General features: G+C 41.7%; 20 protein-coding genes, 1 tRNA gene and 2 pseudogenes. 9 read left to right on the forward strand and 14 right to left on the reverse strand.

Translation table 11 applies throughout. From position 1 onward, the window contains the following. Nucleotides 1–133: 133 nt before the first annotated feature. The 9 genes and pseudogenes from J5A56_RS01895 (at nucleotide 134) to J5A56_RS01930 (ending at nucleotide 6068) form a co-directional block, all read left to right on the forward strand. Nucleotides 134–207 (forward strand) — tRNA-Ile (locus J5A56_RS01895). A 310-nt stretch (nucleotides 208–517) separates the two neighbouring features. Next, nucleotides 518–1750 carry a site-specific integrase gene (locus J5A56_RS01900; RefSeq protein ID WP_021670975.1) on the forward strand — a complete coding sequence of 411 codons (1233 nt, stop codon included), beginning with the start codon at nucleotides 518–520 and terminating at the stop codon, nucleotides 1748–1750. 25 nt (nucleotides 1751–1775) lie between these two features. Then, a complete protein-coding gene (locus J5A56_RS01905) occupies nucleotides 1776–2243 on the forward strand; it encodes a DUF1896 domain-containing protein (RefSeq protein ID WP_021670976.1) in 468 nt (155 codons plus the stop codon). Nucleotides 2244–2381: 138 nt separating this feature from the next. Next, the gene (locus J5A56_RS01910; protein ID WP_036918906.1) at nucleotides 2382–2729 is read left to right on the forward strand and encodes a hypothetical protein; all 348 of its coding nucleotides are present in this window, start codon (nucleotides 2382–2384) and stop codon (nucleotides 2727–2729) included. A gap of 657 nt (nucleotides 2730–3386) precedes the next feature. Next, on the forward strand, nucleotides 3387–3818 hold the full coding sequence (locus J5A56_RS01915) for a hypothetical protein (protein WP_211815466.1): 432 nt from the start codon (nucleotides 3387–3389) through the stop codon (nucleotides 3816–3818). A 62-nt stretch (nucleotides 3819–3880) separates the two neighbouring features. Next, a pseudogene (locus J5A56_RS13350) lies at nucleotides 3881–4180 on the forward strand (PcfK-like family protein); the annotation flags it as partial. A gap of 66 nt (nucleotides 4181–4246) precedes the next feature. Then, nucleotides 4247–5521: a PcfJ domain-containing protein gene (locus tag J5A56_RS01920; RefSeq protein ID WP_021670982.1), complete on the forward strand. Its 1275-nt coding sequence runs from the start codon at nucleotides 4247–4249 to the stop codon at nucleotides 5519–5521. Between the two features lie 27 nt (nucleotides 5522–5548). After that, nucleotides 5549–5803, forward strand: a complete 255-nt coding sequence (locus J5A56_RS01925; RefSeq protein WP_013265154.1) for a hypothetical protein — start codon at nucleotides 5549–5551, stop codon at nucleotides 5801–5803. A 4-nt stretch (nucleotides 5804–5807) separates the two neighbouring features. Further along, entirely contained in the window at nucleotides 5808–6068 is a 261-nt protein-coding gene (locus J5A56_RS01930) for a hypothetical protein (RefSeq protein ID WP_211815468.1), read from the forward strand. Between the two features lie 115 nt (nucleotides 6069–6183). Here the strand turns inward: J5A56_RS01930 and J5A56_RS01935 are convergent, their stop codons facing one another. From J5A56_RS01935 to J5A56_RS02000, 14 genes and pseudogenes are all read right to left on the reverse strand, one after another. Next, nucleotides 6184–7290 carry a PIN domain-containing protein gene (locus J5A56_RS01935; RefSeq protein ID WP_021670984.1) on the reverse strand — a complete coding sequence of 369 codons (1107 nt, stop codon included), beginning with the start codon at nucleotides 7288–7290 and terminating at the stop codon, nucleotides 6184–6186. A 415-nt stretch (nucleotides 7291–7705) separates the two neighbouring features. Further along, nucleotides 7706–10000 carry a DEAD/DEAH box helicase gene (locus J5A56_RS01940; RefSeq protein WP_036918934.1) on the reverse strand — a complete coding sequence of 765 codons (2295 nt, stop codon included), beginning with the start codon at nucleotides 9998–10000 and terminating at the stop codon, nucleotides 7706–7708. 7 nt (nucleotides 10001–10007) lie between these two features. Beyond that, a complete protein-coding gene (locus tag J5A56_RS01945) occupies nucleotides 10008–10709 on the reverse strand; it encodes a hypothetical protein (protein WP_021670987.1) in 702 nt (233 codons plus the stop codon). Nucleotides 10710–10823: 114 nt separating this feature from the next. Next, entirely contained in the window at nucleotides 10824–11330 is a 507-nt protein-coding gene (locus J5A56_RS01950; RefSeq protein WP_021670988.1) for a glycoside hydrolase family protein, read from the reverse strand. 11 nt (nucleotides 11331–11341) lie between these two features. Continuing rightward, complete coding sequence (locus J5A56_RS01955; protein ID WP_211815469.1) at nucleotides 11342–11800, reverse strand: DUF3872 domain-containing protein; 459 nt, start codon at nucleotides 11798–11800, stop codon at nucleotides 11342–11344. A gap of 12 nt (nucleotides 11801–11812) precedes the next feature. Beyond that, nucleotides 11813–12403, reverse strand: a complete 591-nt coding sequence (locus tag J5A56_RS01960; protein ID WP_021670991.1) for a conjugal transfer protein TraO — start codon at nucleotides 12401–12403, stop codon at nucleotides 11813–11815. Beyond that, the gene (gene traN / locus J5A56_RS01965) at nucleotides 12397–13347 is read right to left on the reverse strand and encodes a conjugative transposon protein TraN (RefSeq protein WP_211815470.1); all 951 of its coding nucleotides are present in this window, start codon (nucleotides 13345–13347) and stop codon (nucleotides 12397–12399) included. The genes J5A56_RS01960 and traN overlap by 7 nt, the downstream gene beginning before the upstream one ends. Nucleotides 13348–13396: 49 nt before the next feature. After that, a complete protein-coding gene (gene traM / locus J5A56_RS01970; protein WP_211815471.1) occupies nucleotides 13397–14665 on the reverse strand; it encodes a conjugative transposon protein TraM in 1269 nt (422 codons plus the stop codon). Continuing rightward, nucleotides 14658–14960, reverse strand: a complete 303-nt coding sequence (locus J5A56_RS01975; RefSeq protein ID WP_021826045.1) for a hypothetical protein — start codon at nucleotides 14958–14960, stop codon at nucleotides 14658–14660. Before J5A56_RS01975 ends, traM begins: the two co-directional genes overlap by 8 nt. 4 nt (nucleotides 14961–14964) lie before the next feature. Beyond that, the gene (gene traK / locus J5A56_RS01980) at nucleotides 14965–15588 is read right to left on the reverse strand and encodes a conjugative transposon protein TraK (RefSeq protein ID WP_004353758.1); all 624 of its coding nucleotides are present in this window, start codon (nucleotides 15586–15588) and stop codon (nucleotides 14965–14967) included. A gap of 21 nt (nucleotides 15589–15609) precedes the next feature. Then, complete coding sequence (gene traJ, locus J5A56_RS01985; RefSeq protein ID WP_211815472.1) at nucleotides 15610–16647, reverse strand: conjugative transposon protein TraJ; 1038 nt, start codon at nucleotides 16645–16647, stop codon at nucleotides 15610–15612. Nucleotides 16648–16679: 32 nt separating this feature from the next. After that, entirely contained in the window at nucleotides 16680–17309 is a 630-nt protein-coding gene (locus J5A56_RS01990) for a DUF4141 domain-containing protein (RefSeq protein ID WP_004353763.1), read from the reverse strand. A gap of 27 nt (nucleotides 17310–17336) precedes the next feature. Further along, nucleotides 17337–17777 (reverse strand): annotated as a pseudogene (locus tag J5A56_RS01995) (TraG family conjugative transposon ATPase); the annotation flags it as partial. Nucleotides 17778–17878: 101 nt separating this feature from the next. Then, nucleotides 17879–19690 carry a reverse transcriptase/maturase family protein gene (locus J5A56_RS02000; protein ID WP_021671007.1) on the reverse strand — a complete coding sequence of 604 codons (1812 nt, stop codon included), beginning with the start codon at nucleotides 19688–19690 and terminating at the stop codon, nucleotides 17879–17881. Nucleotides 19691–20101: the final 411 nt, after the last annotated feature.

Genomic DNA, 20101 nt, shown 5'->3' on the forward strand with positions numbered 1-20101 from the left:
GCAAAGGTACTCCAAATCACTCATAAACCCTCTTCCGCTCAAACAAAATGTGTTAAAACATTAAATTTCCTTACCATCTATTCTCCTTTTTCCATTTATTTCATTATCTTTGCACCCGAATTCACGAAATTCAGGACTTGTAGCTCAGTTGGTTAGAGCAACAGACTCATAATCTGGAGGTCCCTGGTTCAAGCCCAGGCTGGTCCACAAATAGGTTTCAAAAGGATGTCAAACAACACGTCATTTTAGCCATCAGAACAAGGGTAATCGCTGTAAAATCAAGGTTTTACAGCGATTTTTTGTTTTTTATCCATATCCGTTTGACTGCCAAACTATACCTTTTGATAGTCATCATTCGGTCATTTTCTGCTACAGAAATTGCTACACAAAAGCAGGCTCTCAAAAAAATGTAGCAATGAATGGAAAATGACTATTAAATTGACGGCATGCAAAACTTTCGTTTTCAAGAACTTATGTCGAACTTTGTAGCCAAAAAGCTACACTAAAATGATGCGTTATGAAAACGACTTTCAAGGTATCCTACTACCTACGTTCCAACTATGAGAACAAAGAAGGAAAATCACCTGTAATGCTCCGAATATATCTCGGTGGCGAAAAGGCAAATCTTGGATCCACTAAAATTTTTGTGGATAAATCCAAGTGGAGTAACAAAACCAGCAGAATGATTGGCAGAACAGCAGAAGCACTCTCCATTAATGCTTCTATAGATGCACTGACAACAACACTGATGCAGATTTACAGGAAATATGAAACATCAGAGGAACTTTCCATAGACCTTATCAGGTCAGTATTCCTTGGTACAGACAAAGAATATACCACTTTTCTGCCAGTCTTTGACAAGTATATAGACTCCATCACACAACAAGTTGGTAAGACATTAACAAAGGGTACTTTTTATAAGTATAAGGTGGTGAGGCAGAACTTTCAGGATTTCCTACAAGCAAAGTATCATCGCAAGGATATTGGACTGACAGAACTGACAAGTGCCGTTGTTCAGGACTTCGAATTATACCTTACATCTGTTGTAGGTGGTGTGCATAACACAATCACCAAGAAATTGAGAAACCTGAAAACGGTCGTGAACTATGCGAGGAACAGAGGACTTATCATGCATGATCCATTTGCGAATCACAAGCTGCGCTATGAATTGGTAGATCGTGGCTATCTCACAGAAGAAGAGGTACTCCGTATTATGAAGAAGCACTTTGACATAGAACGGCTGGAGTTAGTAAAGAATATTTTTATTTTTTCCTGCTTCACAGGATTAGCCTACATTGACGTATATAATCTTACCTACGATAAAATTGTTACCGTAGAAGACAGACAATGGCTTATCACCAAGAGATACAAGACAAGCGTAGATGAAAACGTCATGTTACTTGACATTCCACTTGCCATTATAAGAAAGTACTACGACATCAATAGAAAAGGGGGGAAAGTCTTTCCTATGATGAGCAATCAGCGTATCAACTCATATTTGAAAGAAATTGCCGACCTTTGTGGCATAAAAAAGAATCTGACCTTCCACATGGCAAGGCATACTTTCGCCACTATGTCTATATCCAAAGGGGTACCAATGGAGTCTGTATCAAGGATGCTTGGACATACAAATATCAGAATAACCCAGATTTATGCACGAATAACGAACAAGAAAGTTGAACGTGACATGGAAGAACTGGCTGGCAAGTTAGACAAGTTCAAAGTTGCTATGGGCATCAACTCAAAATAATGTACAACCCTAAACCAAGAAGATTATGACAACAACAAAGAAAGAACTTTCTTACTTCCGTTTGAAGTTAGAGAACTACCTCAGTGAGCATTTCCCCGAAATGCTGGGTGATAAACCATTCATAACGTCAAGAGCCGATGAAGCCCTTACTGTCTACTGTGATGCAGTAGCACAAGGCTTTTCTCATCCAGAGGCAGAGGTAATGGCAAGCGAAGTTCTGTATCAAGGACTGCATTTCTCCAAGTACGACACCCTTGTTTCTGTCTTAGAGAATGAGTTCGAGAAAGAACTCCCTTCTCCTCTTCCAGAAAGACTAACACCAATACTTTTGAAGAATAAGGCTGTGCAAAGCGTTTTCGACAAGTATGAACTGACAGACGACTTTGGCGCAACGCCAGAGTATGAGAAACTCTACACCGAACTGACAGGGACAATCGTTCTGATCATCGAGGTTAATGGTCTGCCAACCGTTGATAGTGAGAACATGACTTGATGTAACACCATCGGGAGTTTTTGTAGTGTCAAGAGCCAAGATAACTATTCTTCCCCGCACACCAAGAGTTTGAACAAACACTTGGCTTTGTGAGGAAGAGTATCTTGTAACTGCTCTTGAACTATTAAAAGCTCCGATATGAATACAATCATCATGAATCAAGACGTGCACACACCTGCCTTCATCAAGGCAGACGTATCGAACAAAACCGAGAGGAACAGGCAGCAGCCGACTTCTCCCAAGCAAGTCCGCCACTTCGGTTGGACACGCTTCATCGAACTCACTATCCTGCTTTCTATCGTTATCGGTGCCATTTGGCTTATCTCGAAGATTGTAACGCCGCAAGTCGTAACTGCCGTCTCTGTCATTGCAGGTTTTCTGATACTGCGCTTTATTGTCAGAGTCATTCTCCAAGTTACCTTTACGCTGCTAAAATACATATTTTGGATTGCCTTTCTCGGTGCAATTTTGCTCTGCTTGCTTTGAGCAATAAAAGGAATAACTTTTGTTTATTTCTATGAAACTATGTACCTTTGCATTCCTTGTAGTTCCCACTGGACAATAAAGTTCAATGGATAAAAGCTACAGGTTAAAATTATGAAGATACATAATATTAGACATCTCTATTCTTTTTAGACCTTATGGAATAGAGCTCTGTCTCAAAATCTCAAAAAGGTCCAGTGTTGTTAGAACAAGCCTGTACATGTTCGTGCGTATACACGTTTTCGCCTTGGCAAGTGGGAGTTTGTAAGAGAGCATTGTAGAAGTTACCCTAAAAGGTAATATGTTTAGTCCTATCAGCCTTGCCAGCTGATGGGCGGTTTTTATCGGGTGGTTATCTCGCATATTGAGATAGCCACCTTTTCTATTTTCCACTACGAGCGTTGCACTTTTGCTTCTTTTCCAATGCTCCACGATATGCGATGACAAGGAGACGGATGCTGTTCCCTTTTTATCCGCAAAGGTAGTACGGGGCTTGTGGCTTTCAAAAGGTCTGTGCCGCTTGGTTTGTCTGGAAAATCTCCACACCTACGGGTTGTATTTTCCGCCAAAACCTTGTGCAAGCCCGCCCCGCTACCTCTATTTTGCTACAAAAAGGAATCAGCATACTCCGATCTTTGGACGCATAAAAAAAATGTCGCTATGGATAAGCAAAAAGTAAATACAACATCTTCGATGAACAGAAAAGGATATAGCTCCTCCTCTCATTACCGCATTAACCCTACGGCTGAAAAGAGTGAGCAAGTGTTGGCAATTAAGTTTGTACAATGGGACGTACTCCCTTTGGAGAGCCTTTGTAATAGCAAAGTATATCTCCTGCGTGTGAAACTCAATCGTGGCGAGTGTATGAGCCGTGAGGAAAAGAATTGGCTATGTGAGGCGGTGAACTCAAACACCTATTTCCGCACAGCCGTTCCCCTACAAGGCTATCGCTTTGACTTCTTTGACGTACTGAAGAAATACCTTGTCAATCAGTACGGACAATGGACAGAGTTTTACGCACCCGACAGAACAAGCCTAAGAGCCTACCTATATGGGCGTATCAATCAAATAGTAGAAATCCCAAAATACTAAGCAATATGAAAGGAACAGAACATTTCACACGGACAATAGCCGAGTATCTCAATCAGCGTGCTATGACAGACCCCTTGTTTGCCCCTAACTTGATGAAACCGAACAAGAATATTGAGGAGTGCATCACCTACATTCTTAATGAAGTGCAGAAAAGCGGTTGCAACGGCTTTGATGATGATGAAATCTTCTCTATGGCTGTTCACTACTATGATGAGGACGATATAGAGGTGGGTAAGGCTATTTCTTGCCAAGTTGCCGTTAATCACATTGTAGAACTCACGGAGGAAGAAAAAGCTGAAGCAAGGCAGAAAGCCATTAAGCAATATCAGCGTGAAGAACTTGCAAAGATACAGAGCCGTAACGCACGAGTGAAGAAGACTGAGAATACAACAACCCAAGTACAACCATCCTTATTCGATTTTAAGCCTATGAAACCGAGAAACAAGTTTGAGAAAGCAGTACTTGCAGAGAGCAAGCACCTTCTCCCGATAACCAAGCAACAAAGCAAGTGGGCATTCCGTGAGTGCATAGACCACTTTGCCTACCGCTTGCCAAAAGGTCGCACCACTTGTATGGATTGTGGGCATAGTTGGATAATGAACAAACATAGAGAAACTTGCACTTGCCCTCATTGTAGGGCAAAGTTGCAGGTCAAGGAAACATACGAGCGCAAGTTGCAGCAGAAGCAGTATTTCACCCTACTTACCACTTGTGGAGAGTTTCAAGTATTACGTATGTTCCTACTTATTGTGGGTATGGAAAAAGGTTACAAAGCACAAACTTCAATCATTGAGATTGGGCAATATTGGTGGAATATGCAGGGACGAAAAGCTATGGTTGCCATACAGAGGGTTTTGGGACACTATGTTGATACCTTTTCCTATTATAGTCCTATGGCGATACGCAACGATAATGAAGCCTATCAGCATATTGCCTACTCACCGATATATCCGAAGTTCAAGGTTACAGACATACTTCGTAGAAATGGTTTTAAGGATAATTTCTATGGCATCGTGCCTACCCAGCTTATTCCTGCATTGCTCACAGACAGCCGAGTGGAAACATTGCTAAAGGCTGGTCGTATAGACCACTTACGTTACTTTCTTGGCAACAAGAGAACTTTTGAAGAACTATGGCAGTCCTACAAGATTGCAGTCCGTAAGGGTTATGATATTACAGATATTTCCCTTTGGAGTGATTATGTAGATACACTTAGAAGATTAGGCAAGGATATTCATAATCCAAAATATTTATGCCCCACAGACCTTAAAGGCGAACACGACCGCAGATACGAGGAACTTCTCAGACAGCGTGAAAGAGAGGAAATAGAACAGAAGCAAAAGAAGGCAATGGAAGACGAAAAACGTTTCAAGGAACTCAAATCAAAATTTTTCGGTATCTGTTTCACGGACGGCACTATCCAAGTCCACGTATTGGAGAGCGTGCAGGAACATTTGGAGGAGGGAGCAACCATGCACCATTGCGTATTCTCCAACGAATATTATCTTAAAGAGGACTCACTTATCCTATCGGCTACCATTGAGGGCAAGCGGATAGAAACCATTGAAGTATCTTTACGAACTTTGGAAGTGGTGCAAAGTCGTGGGGTGTGCAACAAGAATACAGAATACCACGAGCAGATAGTAAACCTTGTCAACGCTAATCGAGGACTTATAAGCCGAAGAATGAAAGCAACCGCATAAAGTATGAACCATTAAATTATCAGAGATATGAAAACAGAGATTGAAAACATCATCTATAACTATGCAGATGAGATACCGCATATTCTCATTAGGGTTATCAACGCAATAACCCTATCCGACAGCAAAGAGGAGTTAAGGTCAGCTATCAACAAAATAGCTGAAGAAACAGAACTTGACAAGTTCTTTGCATACGGTTATGGCGCACATCACTTTTGGCTCAAACACCGCAAATTATCCAATGGAGAGCCAAAGGAATACAGATTATTAAAGGTTGAATTTTAAGATTATGAAGAAGAAAGTTTACAGAATACGGACGCAATACATTTTCGAGGGAGTGTTTGATGTGGTTGCGGAGAACAAAGAAGAAGCACGGCAAAAAATCCTGCAAAATTGTGGGCTAGTCATGGGTGGAAGCATTCACAGCACTTTGCCCGATGATGAGATAAATTTTTCGAGCAATGCTCTCAACAACTCGTGGACTTTTGACAGACATCCCAACAAACGAATAGACAGAATAACGAAAGTGCAAAAATATCCTTCTGAATAATAGCAAGAGCCACGTAAATTGAGAATTGCGTGGCTTCTTTTCTTTCTCTTTGAACGAGTAGGCGACCAAAGAAAAGAAGCAAAAGAAAGTCGCAGGAAATATCTTTTAAAGTCCTTTAATTTTGATAGTCGGCATTATCTATTATTTCAATATCATCTGACAATACTTTTGTAAATGAATTATCTACAATTAAGAAAAATTTCAGATTTATTGTAGCTGTGTCAGATGCCGCCATATAATGCTTATTCCAATCATTGTCCCAAACCTGAGGTAATTCTTCTTCATCCATGCACATTGCATCTGCCTTAAATAAAAAGAAATCAAAAGTACATTCTACATTGACAGTATACTCAATTACAACTTCATTTTCTGATATTTGTCGTACTTCATCTAATTTAATTTCAGGCTTTCCTATTTCTACCACAGAGGGATTTTCAAATTCCTGCCTAAACGGACTATTCTCGTAATCAAATTGTCGATATAATAAAAATTTATCTAAACGCTGTTCAGTTTCATGAATAATATTAATATCTGCATAGCTACCATGGGATTGAAAATCATCTTTGATTTTTTGAAGGATTTTTTGTTTGGGCTTAGCAAACTTCTTAATGAACACATCAATATTCTCTACAACTTCAACATGATCTTCATTTATATTTAATTTAGACAAATCTTCTCGCAAATCAGGATGTAGATCACCTTCTAAGCAAAAGTCCTTATGATTCTTGTTTATAAACACCACTTGTGGCATATCGAACAAATCATTAGGTTTAGTGCATATTGTAAGGAGACTCTCCCATATAAGAGCATCTCGATACCCTTTCCCACTTTCTTGAAAAGGCCTTTTACGAGCAAGGTCGCGACTTACTAAATCTTTGTGAGAAGTAGAAGGATATGGTATAATATTTATATTTAGACGCCTAATTTGAGCATAAAAAAATTTGGCATATTCTTCTTTTTCTTTTGTGATAACATCAATTGATTTTTGAGACAAATTCACTTTTTTGTCAGTCAATCTTTCAAAGTCGGAAAAAACTTTATCTATTTTCGTTTTACAATCTTGTATTTTTTCGCAATATTTATTTATAGACTCATCTATAACTACTGCAGGAATGTAAATTGTAGCCCCTATAGATTTTGCTGATTCGCATAAATCTTTAATTTTAGCTCCATTCAAATGAAAATCGCTATAAATAATATTTGTATCTAATACTACTTTCATAAATTATATTTTCTGCAAAGTTACTACTTTTTTTAACTTAATATTGTTTTATTCTTACTTACTAATTATCTAATGTATAAAAGCTGAAGTTTGATAAATTGTCGCTTTATTAACTCTTTTACGATTTTCCCTTATAACAACAGAAAGGGACAAATTCGCAGTAGATACTTCTATCCTCAGCTCTACCTCTTAATTCCCTTACAGAAATTTATATTCAACTTAGCAGAGCGTAACAGTTACCCATAAAGAACAACAGACAGACCAAAGTAGTCGACAGCCTTACAGACCGTGAGCTTCAGGCGGACAAAGAAAGGAGCAAAGAAACCCCTATGAAAAAATCTCGTTACTTTTGACAGTGAGTTGAGACGGCTCAAAAGTAATAAAAAGCCATTATCCCAAATTTCTTTTATAGCGATTATATAAATCTATTTATCACAGTTCTGTCTTCTTCTGGCACATTAATTATAGAGGGTTTGAAAGTGATTTGCCTTTCATCTATGTCTTCAATATGCTCTCCTAAGACTTCAATATCCTCATAACTCATTCCATAACGTAACATCCAAATATATCGTTCATTATCTGTTCCATATTTAATATACTTTGCCAATTTAAGAGCTCTCTCATCGTGATTTGACAAATAGTATTTTTTCAATGCTGCATAATACACATCACTCAGCTTAAAGCCTATTAGTTTGTCCAAATAATCATATGTATCATAAACGATGGAATCGTAATCAACATCTCGTGCAAGGGTCTTCGCATCAAATAAAGGATAACGTTTCAGCATCTTATCAGGAATATCGTGAAATCCAACCAAGTAGTTAACAAATATTCTATTTGTATCTTTTCCCTGTCTTTCTCTTTGTTCCCGTTCTTTTGTTTTGCTTGCATAAGAATATCTATACCAGCAGATATTCTTAAATGTTTTCCCATAAACGCGCCATAACATTATTTTGATAGCAGTCGATAATACATCTCTCTCAGCATCTACTAGACTTCTGCCGAGATACATTTCATACAATATTATGAAATACTCATACAAATCGAGCTTACATTTCAAATCACTACTGATTTCATTTATACCAATAAGAGTATTATCTGGAAATACTAAATCTAAAAGCCTATTTACTATATCATGAACTTCATTACTTTCCATTTTCTGTAGTTCACTTTTTGTTAGGTTGTAGTCATCAGAAAATGTGCCATTTAGTATGGCATCCTTAAAAGTGTTATAATCATCATCATGTGTAGTTTCTTTTTCAAGTGCAGAGACGTCGTCAAGGATTTCATTCTGAAGCATTATTTTTCTAAATTTTGACATCGTAGATGAATTAATAATAACATACCCAAAATCAAAATCCAAATCTGTTGTAGAACGACCTGCTCTTCCTATAAGATTCTTAACCGACAATGGCTTACTTCCTTCAAGTCTATCCAAAAACACAATATCAAAAGGCATATTGATACCTTGTTCCAATGTTGATGTAGCAAAGCACAAACGGCAAAAACCAGACTTTGTGAATTTCTCTATTATAATTCTTGTTTGTAAAGGAAGAGAACCATGATGTATAACAATACCTCTTCTTAGCAAAGATAACATTTGTGAAAAATAATTTTTATTTGCAACAGTATCTCCTCCTGTATATCTTTTCAGATTATCGAGATAAATATCAACATCTTCTATATTCAAATCTGCGCAAAGATTAATGTATTTCTCAAATTTATTGAGAAATGACTTGTTGAGAATGGAAGATTTTGACACATAAAACAAAATGGATTTACCATTACAAATGGCTGTCTCTATAGGATCGCCTTCGTATAAAACTTTTGTTTTTCCCATTAAATCTTTTTCCACTCCGAAATGATAGAATCTCCCCTCATCCATACACATGAATAACTGTCCAACATTTTTCTGTTCATATCGAAATGCTTTAGATGTCTCTTCATTAAAATGATTTTTCTTTATCTGGGAGTCTGGATTGGCTACAAATGGATGAGCAAAAACAAATTTTGCCTCTGGAAAAGATTTTTGGCATCGTCTCACTATACTATCAAAATACAACCCTCGCTTACTTTCCTCGTCGCTTAATTGTGCCTCGTCAAATAAGAAAAGTTCCACATTAAAATCTTCGTATTTAAATAGTTCCCGACACCTTTCTGGAGTTACAATAAAGATATTGCGATTTGCCTTTCTTGTGTTTATCTTATCAATAAATGTAAGGATATTTACACTCTTATCAGTAATAGAACTATTAAGTTTAATATAAAACTCATTTATCAATGCCCTCGACGGAACGATAATTACAACATCGCGTTGAGATTCTTTTATTAGATTTAAAAAGACATACGATTTACCAGTACTTGTTGGCGCAGAGAAACTAAAACACTTATTATTCGATATATTATGTACTATATTTGCTTGAACAGGTGTGTATAAATGGGCAAATTCTTCCCAGATACAATCACGGTATAAAGAAAAAACCTTGGATTTAAGCGAATTAGATTCTGCCCCTTTGTAGAAAGCTCCTATATAGTTGAGTATTGATTTCTTATATTTTTCAAAAACGTCTTTCTGGTAAAGGGATAGATATGAAAGGATCTCCATATCAGATATATTTGTTGGTCCGTTAGTATATATCCGATTTACAACGAAAGAGACAATCTCTTCAATGTTCTCTCCGTTTTTTATTTTATATATTAAGTTTTCCATTATCATTCTATTGACAAATATCTACAGCAACTAATATGAGCTCTTTATGAGAGAAAAGTTTCTGGTAATTAACGTTATTTTTGATATTACTGATAAGTTTTTCTGTAGGAGTAGTCTTACTTGAAAATGCAGCAATAAACCCCTTATTTCCTTTACATACTTCATTACATGAAGCTTCTGGACATAAGTTTTGTATATCGAGTAAATCTGCGACATCTCTTTGCTCTGTGTGAAATCTATATATTTGCTCCAACGCTCTGCCATAAGCATTCTGCTTTGCAACATACTTAGCTTCTCCGAATAAGATTATATCAGACTTATTCATTGAATAGAAATCAAAACCGGGATTCCCTGATTTTTGCTCCTTAATAAGCTCTCCTAAGGGAATGTCTAAGTAATCTAATTGCTCTACTATTGCGCTTCGAGCAATTTCAGAAATGACATATTCTGCAGAATCTGATGTTAAGGAATCATCTCCTTCATGAATAATATTAGAAGAAATATAATCTATTGTGCTTTGGAATCGGACAGAAAACGTTTGCTTCAAAAAACTGTTGTCAAATTTCATTATCCAACTATTATTTGACAATGATTCAAAAACTGACCTCAATGTCAGTTTTATATCTGTTGGTCGTATTCTAAAGAATCTGATATGAGGTTCAACTTCACGATTCTCGATAATTTTATAGCCATGCCCATTTTCAGCCATTTTATAAATTTTTTCCTGCAAATTTACTCATTCATAGTGATAAAGGAGAATAAAACAGAAAGAAAAAACCATTGTAAGCCGATAAAACTTGCACAAGGGGCGCACTTTGTGAAATCAGGGCATATAAAACATGACAAACTCAACCTTTCTCCGTTTGACTAACCCATTCAAGACTTTTCCTTTGTACCTGCAAAAGGAAACATACTCCTGATAGAAGTTCCTGTCTCCAGATTCTATCTTTCGCAGCAACTTACTCTTTGGATGCCTACCATAACCGATCAATCTCCCTACACCCACGTTATAGGCAAGCAAGGTCAGCAGCAGGGCATCCTTACCATAGCCTTTGAAGTGTTCAAAGCATTTCCAAAGGTCGGCACGGAGCAGGGAGTCTGCCTGCCGTTCCGTCATATCCGCCGTAAAGTGCTCTCCCCGTTGCAGCTGATGCCCATACCCAACATACGGATAATTCTTCCAGCCGTGCAGTCCCTCAAAGTATTTCACTACAACTACTGCACGCTCAAAAGGTGGTAAGTCTGCCAGCCGGACCCTGCGCTGAGCAAGGGTCGGCTGACAGAACAGGCAGAATACACAAAGTAAAATGAAAGCATTTATCGTTCGCATCAATTATGTTATTAGTGGCGAGAAGATGCAGGTTTGTCCTTGCCCTCTTCTCGCTCGTTGTTGAAACTAAAGGTCAGCTGTTGAACCTTACCAAAACTATCCTCCACATATACATCAATTGTCTGGCGGTCGGCTGAGAGCGAGGTGTAGTATAAGCGGAACACATCTTTTGTTAGCGGATAGCGGTCGTTCGGCTTGAAGACAGTACCGTTGTCATTTTTTAGCAAGCCCTTGCCATCAGACTGGAAATAACGTATCGTATAGCGAGTGTCAGCAAACTCACCGCCTCGCTTCAGCGTGCAGCGTATCTCAGCCGTCTGCCCCCTTATGATGTCCTTCTGAACCGGCATTGTCTCCACCGTAAACGGATAAGACTGCTGAACATCCAAATCCCTATCACAAGCAGATAGGCAAAACACAGCAAGGGTCAGCACACCCATTACCCAAATCGTATTCAATATCTTCTTCATCTTTTCTTCTACTTAAAAGTTAAACCTTAGTCCTGCTGAAACAGCCGGACGAAAACGATACACGTCCGAGCCGAAGAGCAACCGCCCCTGCGCCTTTACAAGAAAGAGAACTCTGTCTGTTAGAAACACTTCTACCGAACCATGCACGGCACCACCATAGACAAAGTGGGAGCGGTCGAGCAGTGTTGCCCCATCGGGCAGTAGCTTTTTGCCTTCGTTCAGCTGCTCATAGCCCCCCAAAGCGGATATGCCACCATAGAGAAACACGTTCTTACCTCTGTCGGAGAGAACAGGGTGCATATAGCCCACCTGCAAGAGAGCATCCTTGAGCTTTACGTTATAACTTCTGTACGGCATATTCTGCTGTTCATACTCTGCCATAACAAAGGTATAATTCTCACGCCCCAGATATCGGGTGAGTGATGCTCCCATGCCGAAATTGTCGGCAGCAAGGAACTTTTCTCCCTTGATAAGTGGAACACTCCCTACGACCTCTATTCCCCTTTGCTTGGGTATCAGTCGCTGTGCCTGCGATGGCAGACTGAAAGTCATGGCCACCGCAACGCATACTGTCAGAATGATATTGCTCTTCTTCATTACCATTTCAGTTTGAGGTTATCAATCTTCTTTGCCAACTGCAGGTCTTCTGCCGTCACATAAAAGGTCAGTGTACGACCGCCATTTCTCTCATAGAGCGTCACTTCAAGCTGCTTGTCTTCTGCAAGAGAAAACTGTTCGAGCGCAAACACGGAGTGTTCACTGCCCATGCCACGCACCCGCATCACCTGATGATAGGCACGAAGCGGCTGCAACACCTGTTCCTGTATAGCGGTGCGCTTTGCCATCTTCTTATCAACCACCTTAAAGGTGATAAAATCCACTGAGTACGGCATATTCGTGCCGTTTTCCATACGAGTGTGGAAATACAGCAAGCCGTTATGGGCATACAAGCCACAAAGCAGGAACTTCATGCCGAACTGCTGTGCACCGATATGCTTGATGGTACGCTTGTCGTTCTGATAGATAGTCTGCATCATCAGCTTTACTAATACGGGCGACTCGTTACCAAGTTCCTTAAAGTAAATGTCAGAGCGATTGCTCGGCAGTCTACCTTCCGTCGTGGAGAGAAAGTCTTTCATCTCGATACTTAACTTCTCTGGCTCATCAGCATACTTTACGTTGAAAGCATAGAAAGAGCCGTCCTCACAGATGACACTCATATTGGTTTCCGTTTCAAAATCCTTCACCGAAGCCTTTACACGTAGTACGTTCTCAGCATCCTCCGCCTTCCCTGCGATGATGTTCTGCGAACCTAAGTCTACATAGCGGATGGCAGAAGGGAAGATAAGATGCACGGTCTTGTCAAAGGTAACGTCAAGACCATACGGCAGTACGACACGCCCCGTTGGTATGGCACGGCTCATACCTTGAAAGAGCTCTCCCGAAGTAAGCGGACGGCTTGGTGTCAGACCATCATTGTTTTTCTGTGCTGTGGCTGTTGCTCCCACCATGGCAAGCATAGCCATTGATAAAATAATTTTCTTCATTGTTCCTCTTTTATTTGATGTTATTTTTTACTTATCATTTTCGATTGTTTTATTTGGACTGAACCAAGAAAAGGCGGTAGCTCCCTTTGAGCGTTACCTTGATGGTGCGCAGCTTCTTCTGAAGTAGCTGACTTGCACCCTGCATCACCCCACGGGCAGCCTCGGAGATAATCTGGTCCTTGGCAGAGGAAGCGAAGGTAAAAGATGTTCCCATTGAACCACCAATGTTCGCCCCGACTTCCTTAAGTGCATTGATGTCCTCCGAACCTGGTATATACATGCCCTCCTGTCCGTCCGTATCGTATGCCGAGAGCTTGACGGCTATGATATGTCCGTCCACCTCAATGCTTTTGATAAGCAGGTGCATACGGTTACCTTCTATCTTGGCGACGGCTATGAGTCGGCTTTGCCGTGGAATGTGCAGTCCCTGTACTTTGGCACTTTCCAGCAGACGGAGCATGACATTATCTCCCTCTTTGAGCGTCGTTGTCCTGTCCACCACCACTCTGAGTGTGTTGCGCATTGTAGGTGCAGTCGTGCTTGCGAGCGAATGGAAGCCCAAGTTGCGTGCTTTCGTGCCATACTCCTTGATGAAGTCAGCGTCGCTCATCGGCTGCCCCAGTGAGGATACTACCTGTTTGCGTTCCGCCAAGATTTCCATTGCAGGCAAGTCGGCCGAACCTCCGCTTATATTACTGCCCATACTCTGACCTTTGTCCGTTGACGTTTGCCCTTTACCCTCGGTAAAGTCATTACCCAAAGATGGTGGAGTTGAAGCCTTGGGAAGATACTTCGCTGCCATCTGATAGCTCTTTTCCATCAAGGCAAGCTGCCGTTTCTCCTCATTGTCCTCCCTGCTGTCTTTGGCAGAGAGTTCTTTTTTAAGGTTGTCAATCTCCTGTCTCATTGCCTCACGTTCCTCTTCGTGTGGGTCAGGAGCATAAAAAGAGTTCAAGAGACGGTTATTCTCCTCATAGCGATGCATGGAATTTTCTATCTTTGCCGTAGAAGCATCTGTCTCTGCACGCTGCGCCTCTGATGGGGCAGTGTTCTGTGCGAAATAGTCCGATAGTCTGCCCATCTCCTCACGGGTCTGTTCCTCCTCGTGTGCCTTGTCGCCTAATTCGTAGGCTTTGAACTTATTCTCGGTGAGCTTTTCCGTCGTTGCCTGTGGGATGCTATCATTGAGTCCCTGCTCCGCTGCGGTCTTATCCTTGCCCGAAGGTGCGAAGATAAACCACATTGAAAGGGCAAACAGCAGTCCCAGACCTCCGAAGACCAAGCCTTTCTTCATTTGTTCTTTCTGTTTATTATCCATTTTCTTTGATTGTTTGATGATGTTGTAGGTAAAAATTGCCGTGTAACTCTTGTAAAGTGCTGTCCGTCCGTATCGGACTGTCCGTCAGCTTTCCCGTGGGGATGGGTAGTTTCTCCTTCTTTGGAGGAAGGAAAAACTGTGCTATCATCCAGAGTGAGCAGAGCAGATAGATGAAGCTCAGCCCATAGACGATTTCCTTTCTCTGCCTTATCGTGAGCCGTTCACAACGATGGCGGAGCCATAGGTGAAAGCGCAGATAGTGACGTGAGAATAAAAAGTTTCTTTTCCTTGCCATAGCCTTATCGTTTATAAGTCTGTATGTCTCTGTTCTCCTTAACGAGGAAGTTCTCCATCAGGAAGCCTTGTGGGTTGTTGTCCGAACGGACAGAGTTCTGCAACGTGCAGGTCGTAACAAGACTACGCTCTGTGACATTACTCTGGCGGACGATAAACTCCCGTGCATAGGTCGTTACCGCATAAGGGTAAGTATTAAAGTTACAGTGGATAGAGTCCACCTCTATGCGCTGATTGACATTACCCGATATGGCACGGTTATAATAGCCCTTCTCTGCCAAGTCTTTGTAATAGTTGAAAGCCGACTTGTCACACAGCACGAAGGCACGCTCCATATTCTTCTCAATGGCATCCTTGTCGGGTGCAATGGTGAAGAACAGCTCATGAAAACGACGTACATGCTCCCTTGCTTCTACGGGACGATTACGACTTGCATCCTGACTGAGGGCAAGCATGAGCGACTTTCCCTGGTCAAGCACATAGATTTTCTCCCTCTGCTCCTTAGCGAAGCTGTACGAGGCATAGACAGCATAACCGCTTACTGCCACGCAGACGATAGCAAAGACAAAGGCGTAGAGCCTTATCTGTCTGAATGAAGTCTCGATATTACCAAGTGATTTGAATTCCATTTTTTCTTCTTTTTTGATTGATTATTTTCCTTTGAGCAGTGCACCCTTGATACGTCCTCCGACATTTCCCACAGCAGCACCTGCGCCAGCCATAGCAGCCTTGCCACCAGTATATGCGCCTTGCGCACCATGCTGTGCTGTCTGGTTGACATTACGACCGTAAGAGCCGATACCGCCTCCCGCTTCGATAATCCAACCTGCCACGGTAGGTACACAGAAGTAGCCTACAATACCGATAAGGAAGAAGACGATGTAGTACCACGTCCCCGAATCAGGCAGGTAGTTAGGGTCACTGAGCGCTTCGATATCCTTCTCTATCATCAGCACCTGTATTTTTGTAAGCAGTGCCGTAAGAATAGAGCTGACAGGCAGCCACAGGTAAACAGAGATATAGCGTGAGAACCATGCCGTAAGTGAGCCTGCAAGACCATCCCATACGGCAATGCCGAAGACTATCGGACCGAGAATGGCAAGAACGATGAGTATGAAGGTGCGTAGCGTGTCGATGATAAGCCCTGCAGCATGGAATAGGAGTTCTAAGAGGTCGTGTACCATCTTCATGATCCACTGCTTGGTCTGATAGGCAGCACGCTCGGCATACATACCCGCTATCGTCACGGCATCTTCAGGTCCGATGATGCCCATTTCCTCTATCTTCTCATCGAACTTCTCGTTGGAAACAAGGTAGGCTGTCTCAGGATTTCTAAGGTAGGCTTCCTCTTGCAACTTGTCTCGCTTGGCAGTAAGTTCTGCAAGGTTCCCCTCCTGTTGGTGTACCATCATCTCCGTTCCCTGCACTACGGGCGAGAGAACGGCATTCATCGTACCCAGTACGACTGTCGGGAAGAACATGATGCAAAAGCCCAGCACGAAGGGGCGCAGCAAGGGAAAGATGTCTATCGCCTCGGCACGGGCAATGGAAGCCCATACCCGAAGAGCAATATAAAAGAGTGCACCCAAGCCCGCAATGCCTTTGGCAATGCCCGTCATCTGGGCACAGAGTGGCATCATCTCGTCATAGGTTGAGCGTAGCAGCTCATGTAAACTGGCAAAATCCATAAGCAAGTGTGTTTAGATGTATGAATGACCAATTACCAATATCTGCTTGCCGTATTACCATAGAGCGCTTTGACAGAAGCAAGGTTGTTCTTTTCCCTTGCACGCACGTAGCTCACGGAAATGTTCTTCCTTGTGTAGTACGACACGAGAGAACGATTTTCCCTCAGCGTGGTGTAGATGCGGTCGATGGCCTGCATGCGCTCGTGGTCGTTCATGGAGAAGACATTGCTCTTAACAATGGACTTTAGTTCTTTGAGACTCTCACCGCTCTGCTCCAAGAGCTTGGCATAGCCCGAAGCCATCGCCGCGAGTTCCGAAGGGCGGAAGTTCTTGTCCGAAAGCATCTTCTTATACGAGGTGACGTAAATCTCAGAGATGTCGCCCACCATCAGAATGCACTCCTTGACCTTGTAGGCATCGCCGATGAGGTTGTTCACTTTCTTCAGGGCATCGTAATACTTCTTGGTGTCGTTGTAAAGCTTCTCCACCTCCTTGAACCCGTCAAGGGTATTCTTCACCGTCTTCGAGGCGGTGGCAATCTCCTTGACCGAATTGACGATATTGCCGGCAAAATTGCCAGGGTCGGTTACTACCCACTGTGCGTGGGCTTTGGGAACAGAAAGGCTCAATCCTAAGAGAGCCATGAAAATGTACTTTTTCATTGTTACTATAGTTTTGATGGTTTGTACTTATTTCTTTTTATTGTTTCTTTTCTCTATGGCAAGCTGACGGATAGCCGTTTCGATGTCTCCACCAAGCTGTGCCGCCCTGTTCATCACCTCCACCTTCTCGGTTTCCTCCGTGGTATAGGTCAGGTATTCCTCCATGCTCACTTCCGTAGCATAGACTGCACTCTGCATACCGCCCAAGCCTATCCACACCTCCTTGTAGAGTCGGTTCGGGTCGTTGTTCTGGTTGATGGAGAGAATCTGGCTCTTTTCCTTTTCAGAAAGACCGAGCATCGCCTGTATGCCGTCGAACTTGGTCATATACTTGCGCTGGTCAAGCAGTATCTTGCAGTCGGAGTTATTAATAATACTTTCCTTGACTATAGGCGACTGAATGATATCGTCCACCTCCTGCGTTACGACAATGGCTTCCCCGAAATATTTTCTCACCGTCTTATGTAGGCTAAGCACCCAGCGCCTTATCATATTTCTATGGTAGGTTTCCAAATGCTCGCCCCCGAACCGGACTTACACCTCTCAGCGTATCCGGCTCTCCACTAATTTCAGTCTATCTTTCCGTCATGTATCTTCTTGTGACAACTCCTGCACACGGCAATCGTCTTGCGTTTGCGGGCAATCATGTGTCGTTCCCAGCTTTCCTTACCCTGCAAGTTCTTTAGCTTTCTTACATGGTGCATAACAAGGTCGTCTGTCGCTCCACATAATTCACACTCACGGGCTTTCAGCCTTTCAACAAGGCTTGTCCGCCCCGCAGTATAGATTGTCCGTGGCATGATGTCACATTCCGATTTATAGGTGGGCTTCTTTCGTTTGAAGCCACCATCGTAAAAGTATCTTTCCTTTACACCTGTTTTAGTCATGTGCGTTACGATAAACCTACCGTTCTTACGATATTTCTTGTTTACCCCACGTGTGCGGCACTTATATTTGCCTGCAAACGTTTTGTACATGCTGTATTCCATGATGTACTTGAAATTATTCAAGGCATGGGCGCAGTTGTTGGCCATGGAGTAATAATTATAGAAACCCACGATTTCCCGATTATAACTATCAAGGATTTCAAGGTCGTCATTGAATATCAGTCCCGATTTACATTTCGGTTTCCATATTTCCTTTCCGTTACGGTTTGTCAGTTCCAAGACTCCCCAATCGAAAAGTTTCTTACGGACAGTTTCCGTACTGATATTCAAGCAGACCCTTTTACCATAGGTTCTTCTTAATGCTCCTCTTTTATCCCGTTTTTGGTCGTTGGATTTTCTTATAGTAATTTCATATCCGAGAAACTTGGCAGCTCTTTCCGTGTGGGTGACAAGTGTCTTTTCATCAGACAGTTCCAATGCCAGTCTGGCAGCAAGGAAGTTTTTAATATCTTCCTTTATCAGTTGCGCATCTTGCTTGCTTCCGATAATTCCCACGAGAAAATCATCTGCATATCTTGCATATTTCATTCTCCTGTAATCAGTATCCATTTCTTCACCGTTGGGATATTTAGCCCGTCCTTGTTCTATTGCTTTCAGTTCAAGGATTAGCTTTGCCCTTTGCCTTTCGTCTTTTACGGATTTCAATCTTCGCACAATACGTTTTCTTGCATTGCCAAAGTCCATACTTTCTCTACTGAATTTTCGTTTCTTCCCTTTGTCGAATTTGGCTATGTATTCCTTTATATACTTATCCAGTTTGTCAAGGTATATATTAGCCAATATCGGGCTGATGATACCCCCTTGCGGTGTGCCACTGTAAGTATTGTGGAATTGCCATTCTTCAATATATCCAGCTTTCAAAAACTTGCGTATCAATCGGATGAATCGTTCATCCGCAATACGCTCCATGAGAATATTGATCAACACATCATGGTTTATATTATCGAAGAAGCCTTTTATGTCTCCCTCTACAAACCACTTTGCACCGCTAAACTCCTTTTGGATATGAGTTAATGCAGTATGGCAGCTTCGATTGGGACGGAAACCATGCGAGGTGTATTCAAAATTTCCCTCATATATGGCTTCCAATACCATTCTTACCACTTCTTGTATCAGCTTGTCATTGAAAGTCGGTACGCCAAGAGGTCTTCTCTTACCGTTTTTCTTCGGTATGTACACCCTCTTTGACGGTTGGGGCTGGTACGTCTCATCTTTTAACGTATCAATCAACTTTTCAATTCGTTTCAGGCTCATGTTGTCAATAGTCTGACCGTCCGAACCTTTAGTCATGTTACCCTCTTTGGCATATATGCGCTGATAGGCAACATAAAACATTTCCTCATTGAACAAAATTCTGTAAAGACGTTCGAACTTATAGCTTGCATCCTTACTGTGTTCTGATAGACTGTTTAATACTCTTTCTGGACTTCTCATAATGTCTCTCACATTTTCCGTTAATTGTATTAATAATTAGCTGCTTCCCTTCGCCATGTACAAGGCGTTACCTTGCTCGGACTACTATGGAAGCTCCGTTACCACTCCGAATTTTCATAGGTCGAACCTAATAGCCTTTCGGCACTTCGGGATAGGTAATCCCCGTTTATTACATCGTAACTGTTGGCATGATAGATTGTCGGATACGACTTCCGTCCTTTACTAGCTTACTGCGGTTGTGTCGTGATAAGTTCTTGCTACGTTCATACCTTTACACTGAAGTAGTATCACGATATGGCGATTGATAGTTACCTTACGCCATAGCCTCAAGGGGGACCACTCGGACTATCGTTCAATCAATTCGGACTTTATCCTCATATCTATCTTTTCATCTCGCCATTCAGTCGCAGT

Source organism: Prevotella melaninogenica, assembly GCF_018128065.1.
In the GTDB taxonomy this organism is placed as follows: Bacteria; Bacteroidota; Bacteroidia; order Bacteroidales; family Bacteroidaceae; genus Prevotella.

Coding starts and splice junctions, on each gene's coding strand:
- J5A56_RS01905 (WP_021670976.1), top strand. CDS start 1,776: ATGACAACAACAAAGAAAGAACTTTCTTACTTCCGTTTGAAGTTAGAG.
- J5A56_RS01915 (WP_211815466.1), top strand. CDS start 3,387: ATGGATAAGCAAAAAGTAAATACAACATCTTCGATGAACAGAAAAGGA.
- J5A56_RS01930 (WP_211815468.1), top strand. CDS start 5,808: ATGAAGAAGAAAGTTTACAGAATACGGACGCAATACATTTTCGAGGGA.
- J5A56_RS01925 (WP_013265154.1), top strand. CDS start 5,549: ATGAAAACAGAGATTGAAAACATCATCTATAACTATGCAGATGAGATA.
- J5A56_RS01935 (WP_021670984.1), bottom strand. CDS start 7,290: ATGAAAGTAGTATTAGATACAAATATTATTTATAGCGATTTTCATTTG.
- traJ (WP_211815472.1), bottom strand. CDS start 16,647: ATGGATTTTGCCAGTTTACATGAGCTGCTACGCTCAACCTATGACGAG.
- J5A56_RS02000 (WP_021671007.1), bottom strand. CDS start 19,690: ATGAGAAGTCCAGAAAGAGTATTAAACAGTCTATCAGAACACAGTAAG.
- J5A56_RS01940 (WP_036918934.1), bottom strand. CDS start 10,000: ATGGAAAACTTAATATATAAAATAAAAAACGGAGAGAACATTGAAGAG.
- J5A56_RS01950 (WP_021670988.1), bottom strand. CDS start 11,330: ATGCGAACGATAAATGCTTTCATTTTACTTTGTGTATTCTGCCTGTTC.
- J5A56_RS01900 (WP_021670975.1), top strand. CDS start 518: ATGAAAACGACTTTCAAGGTATCCTACTACCTACGTTCCAACTATGAG.
- J5A56_RS01910 (WP_036918906.1), top strand. CDS start 2,382: ATGAATACAATCATCATGAATCAAGACGTGCACACACCTGCCTTCATC.
- traN (WP_211815470.1), bottom strand. CDS start 13,347: ATGAAGAAAATTATTTTATCAATGGCTATGCTTGCCATGGTGGGAGCA.
- J5A56_RS01990 (WP_004353763.1), bottom strand. CDS start 17,309: ATGAAAAAGTACATTTTCATGGCTCTCTTAGGATTGAGCCTTTCTGTT.
- J5A56_RS01960 (WP_021670991.1), bottom strand. CDS start 12,403: ATGGTAATGAAGAAGAGCAATATCATTCTGACAGTATGCGTTGCGGTG.
- traM (WP_211815471.1), bottom strand. CDS start 14,665: ATGGATAATAAACAGAAAGAACAAATGAAGAAAGGCTTGGTCTTCGGA.
- traK (WP_004353758.1), bottom strand. CDS start 15,588: ATGGAATTCAAATCACTTGGTAATATCGAGACTTCATTCAGACAGATA.
- J5A56_RS01955 (WP_211815469.1), bottom strand. CDS start 11,800: ATGAAGAAGATATTGAATACGATTTGGGTAATGGGTGTGCTGACCCTT.
- J5A56_RS01945 (WP_021670987.1), bottom strand. CDS start 10,709: ATGGCTGAAAATGGGCATGGCTATAAAATTATCGAGAATCGTGAAGTT.
- J5A56_RS01920 (WP_021670982.1), top strand. CDS start 4,247: ATGAAACCGAGAAACAAGTTTGAGAAAGCAGTACTTGCAGAGAGCAAG.
- J5A56_RS01975 (WP_021826045.1), bottom strand. CDS start 14,960: ATGGCAAGGAAAAGAAACTTTTTATTCTCACGTCACTATCTGCGCTTT.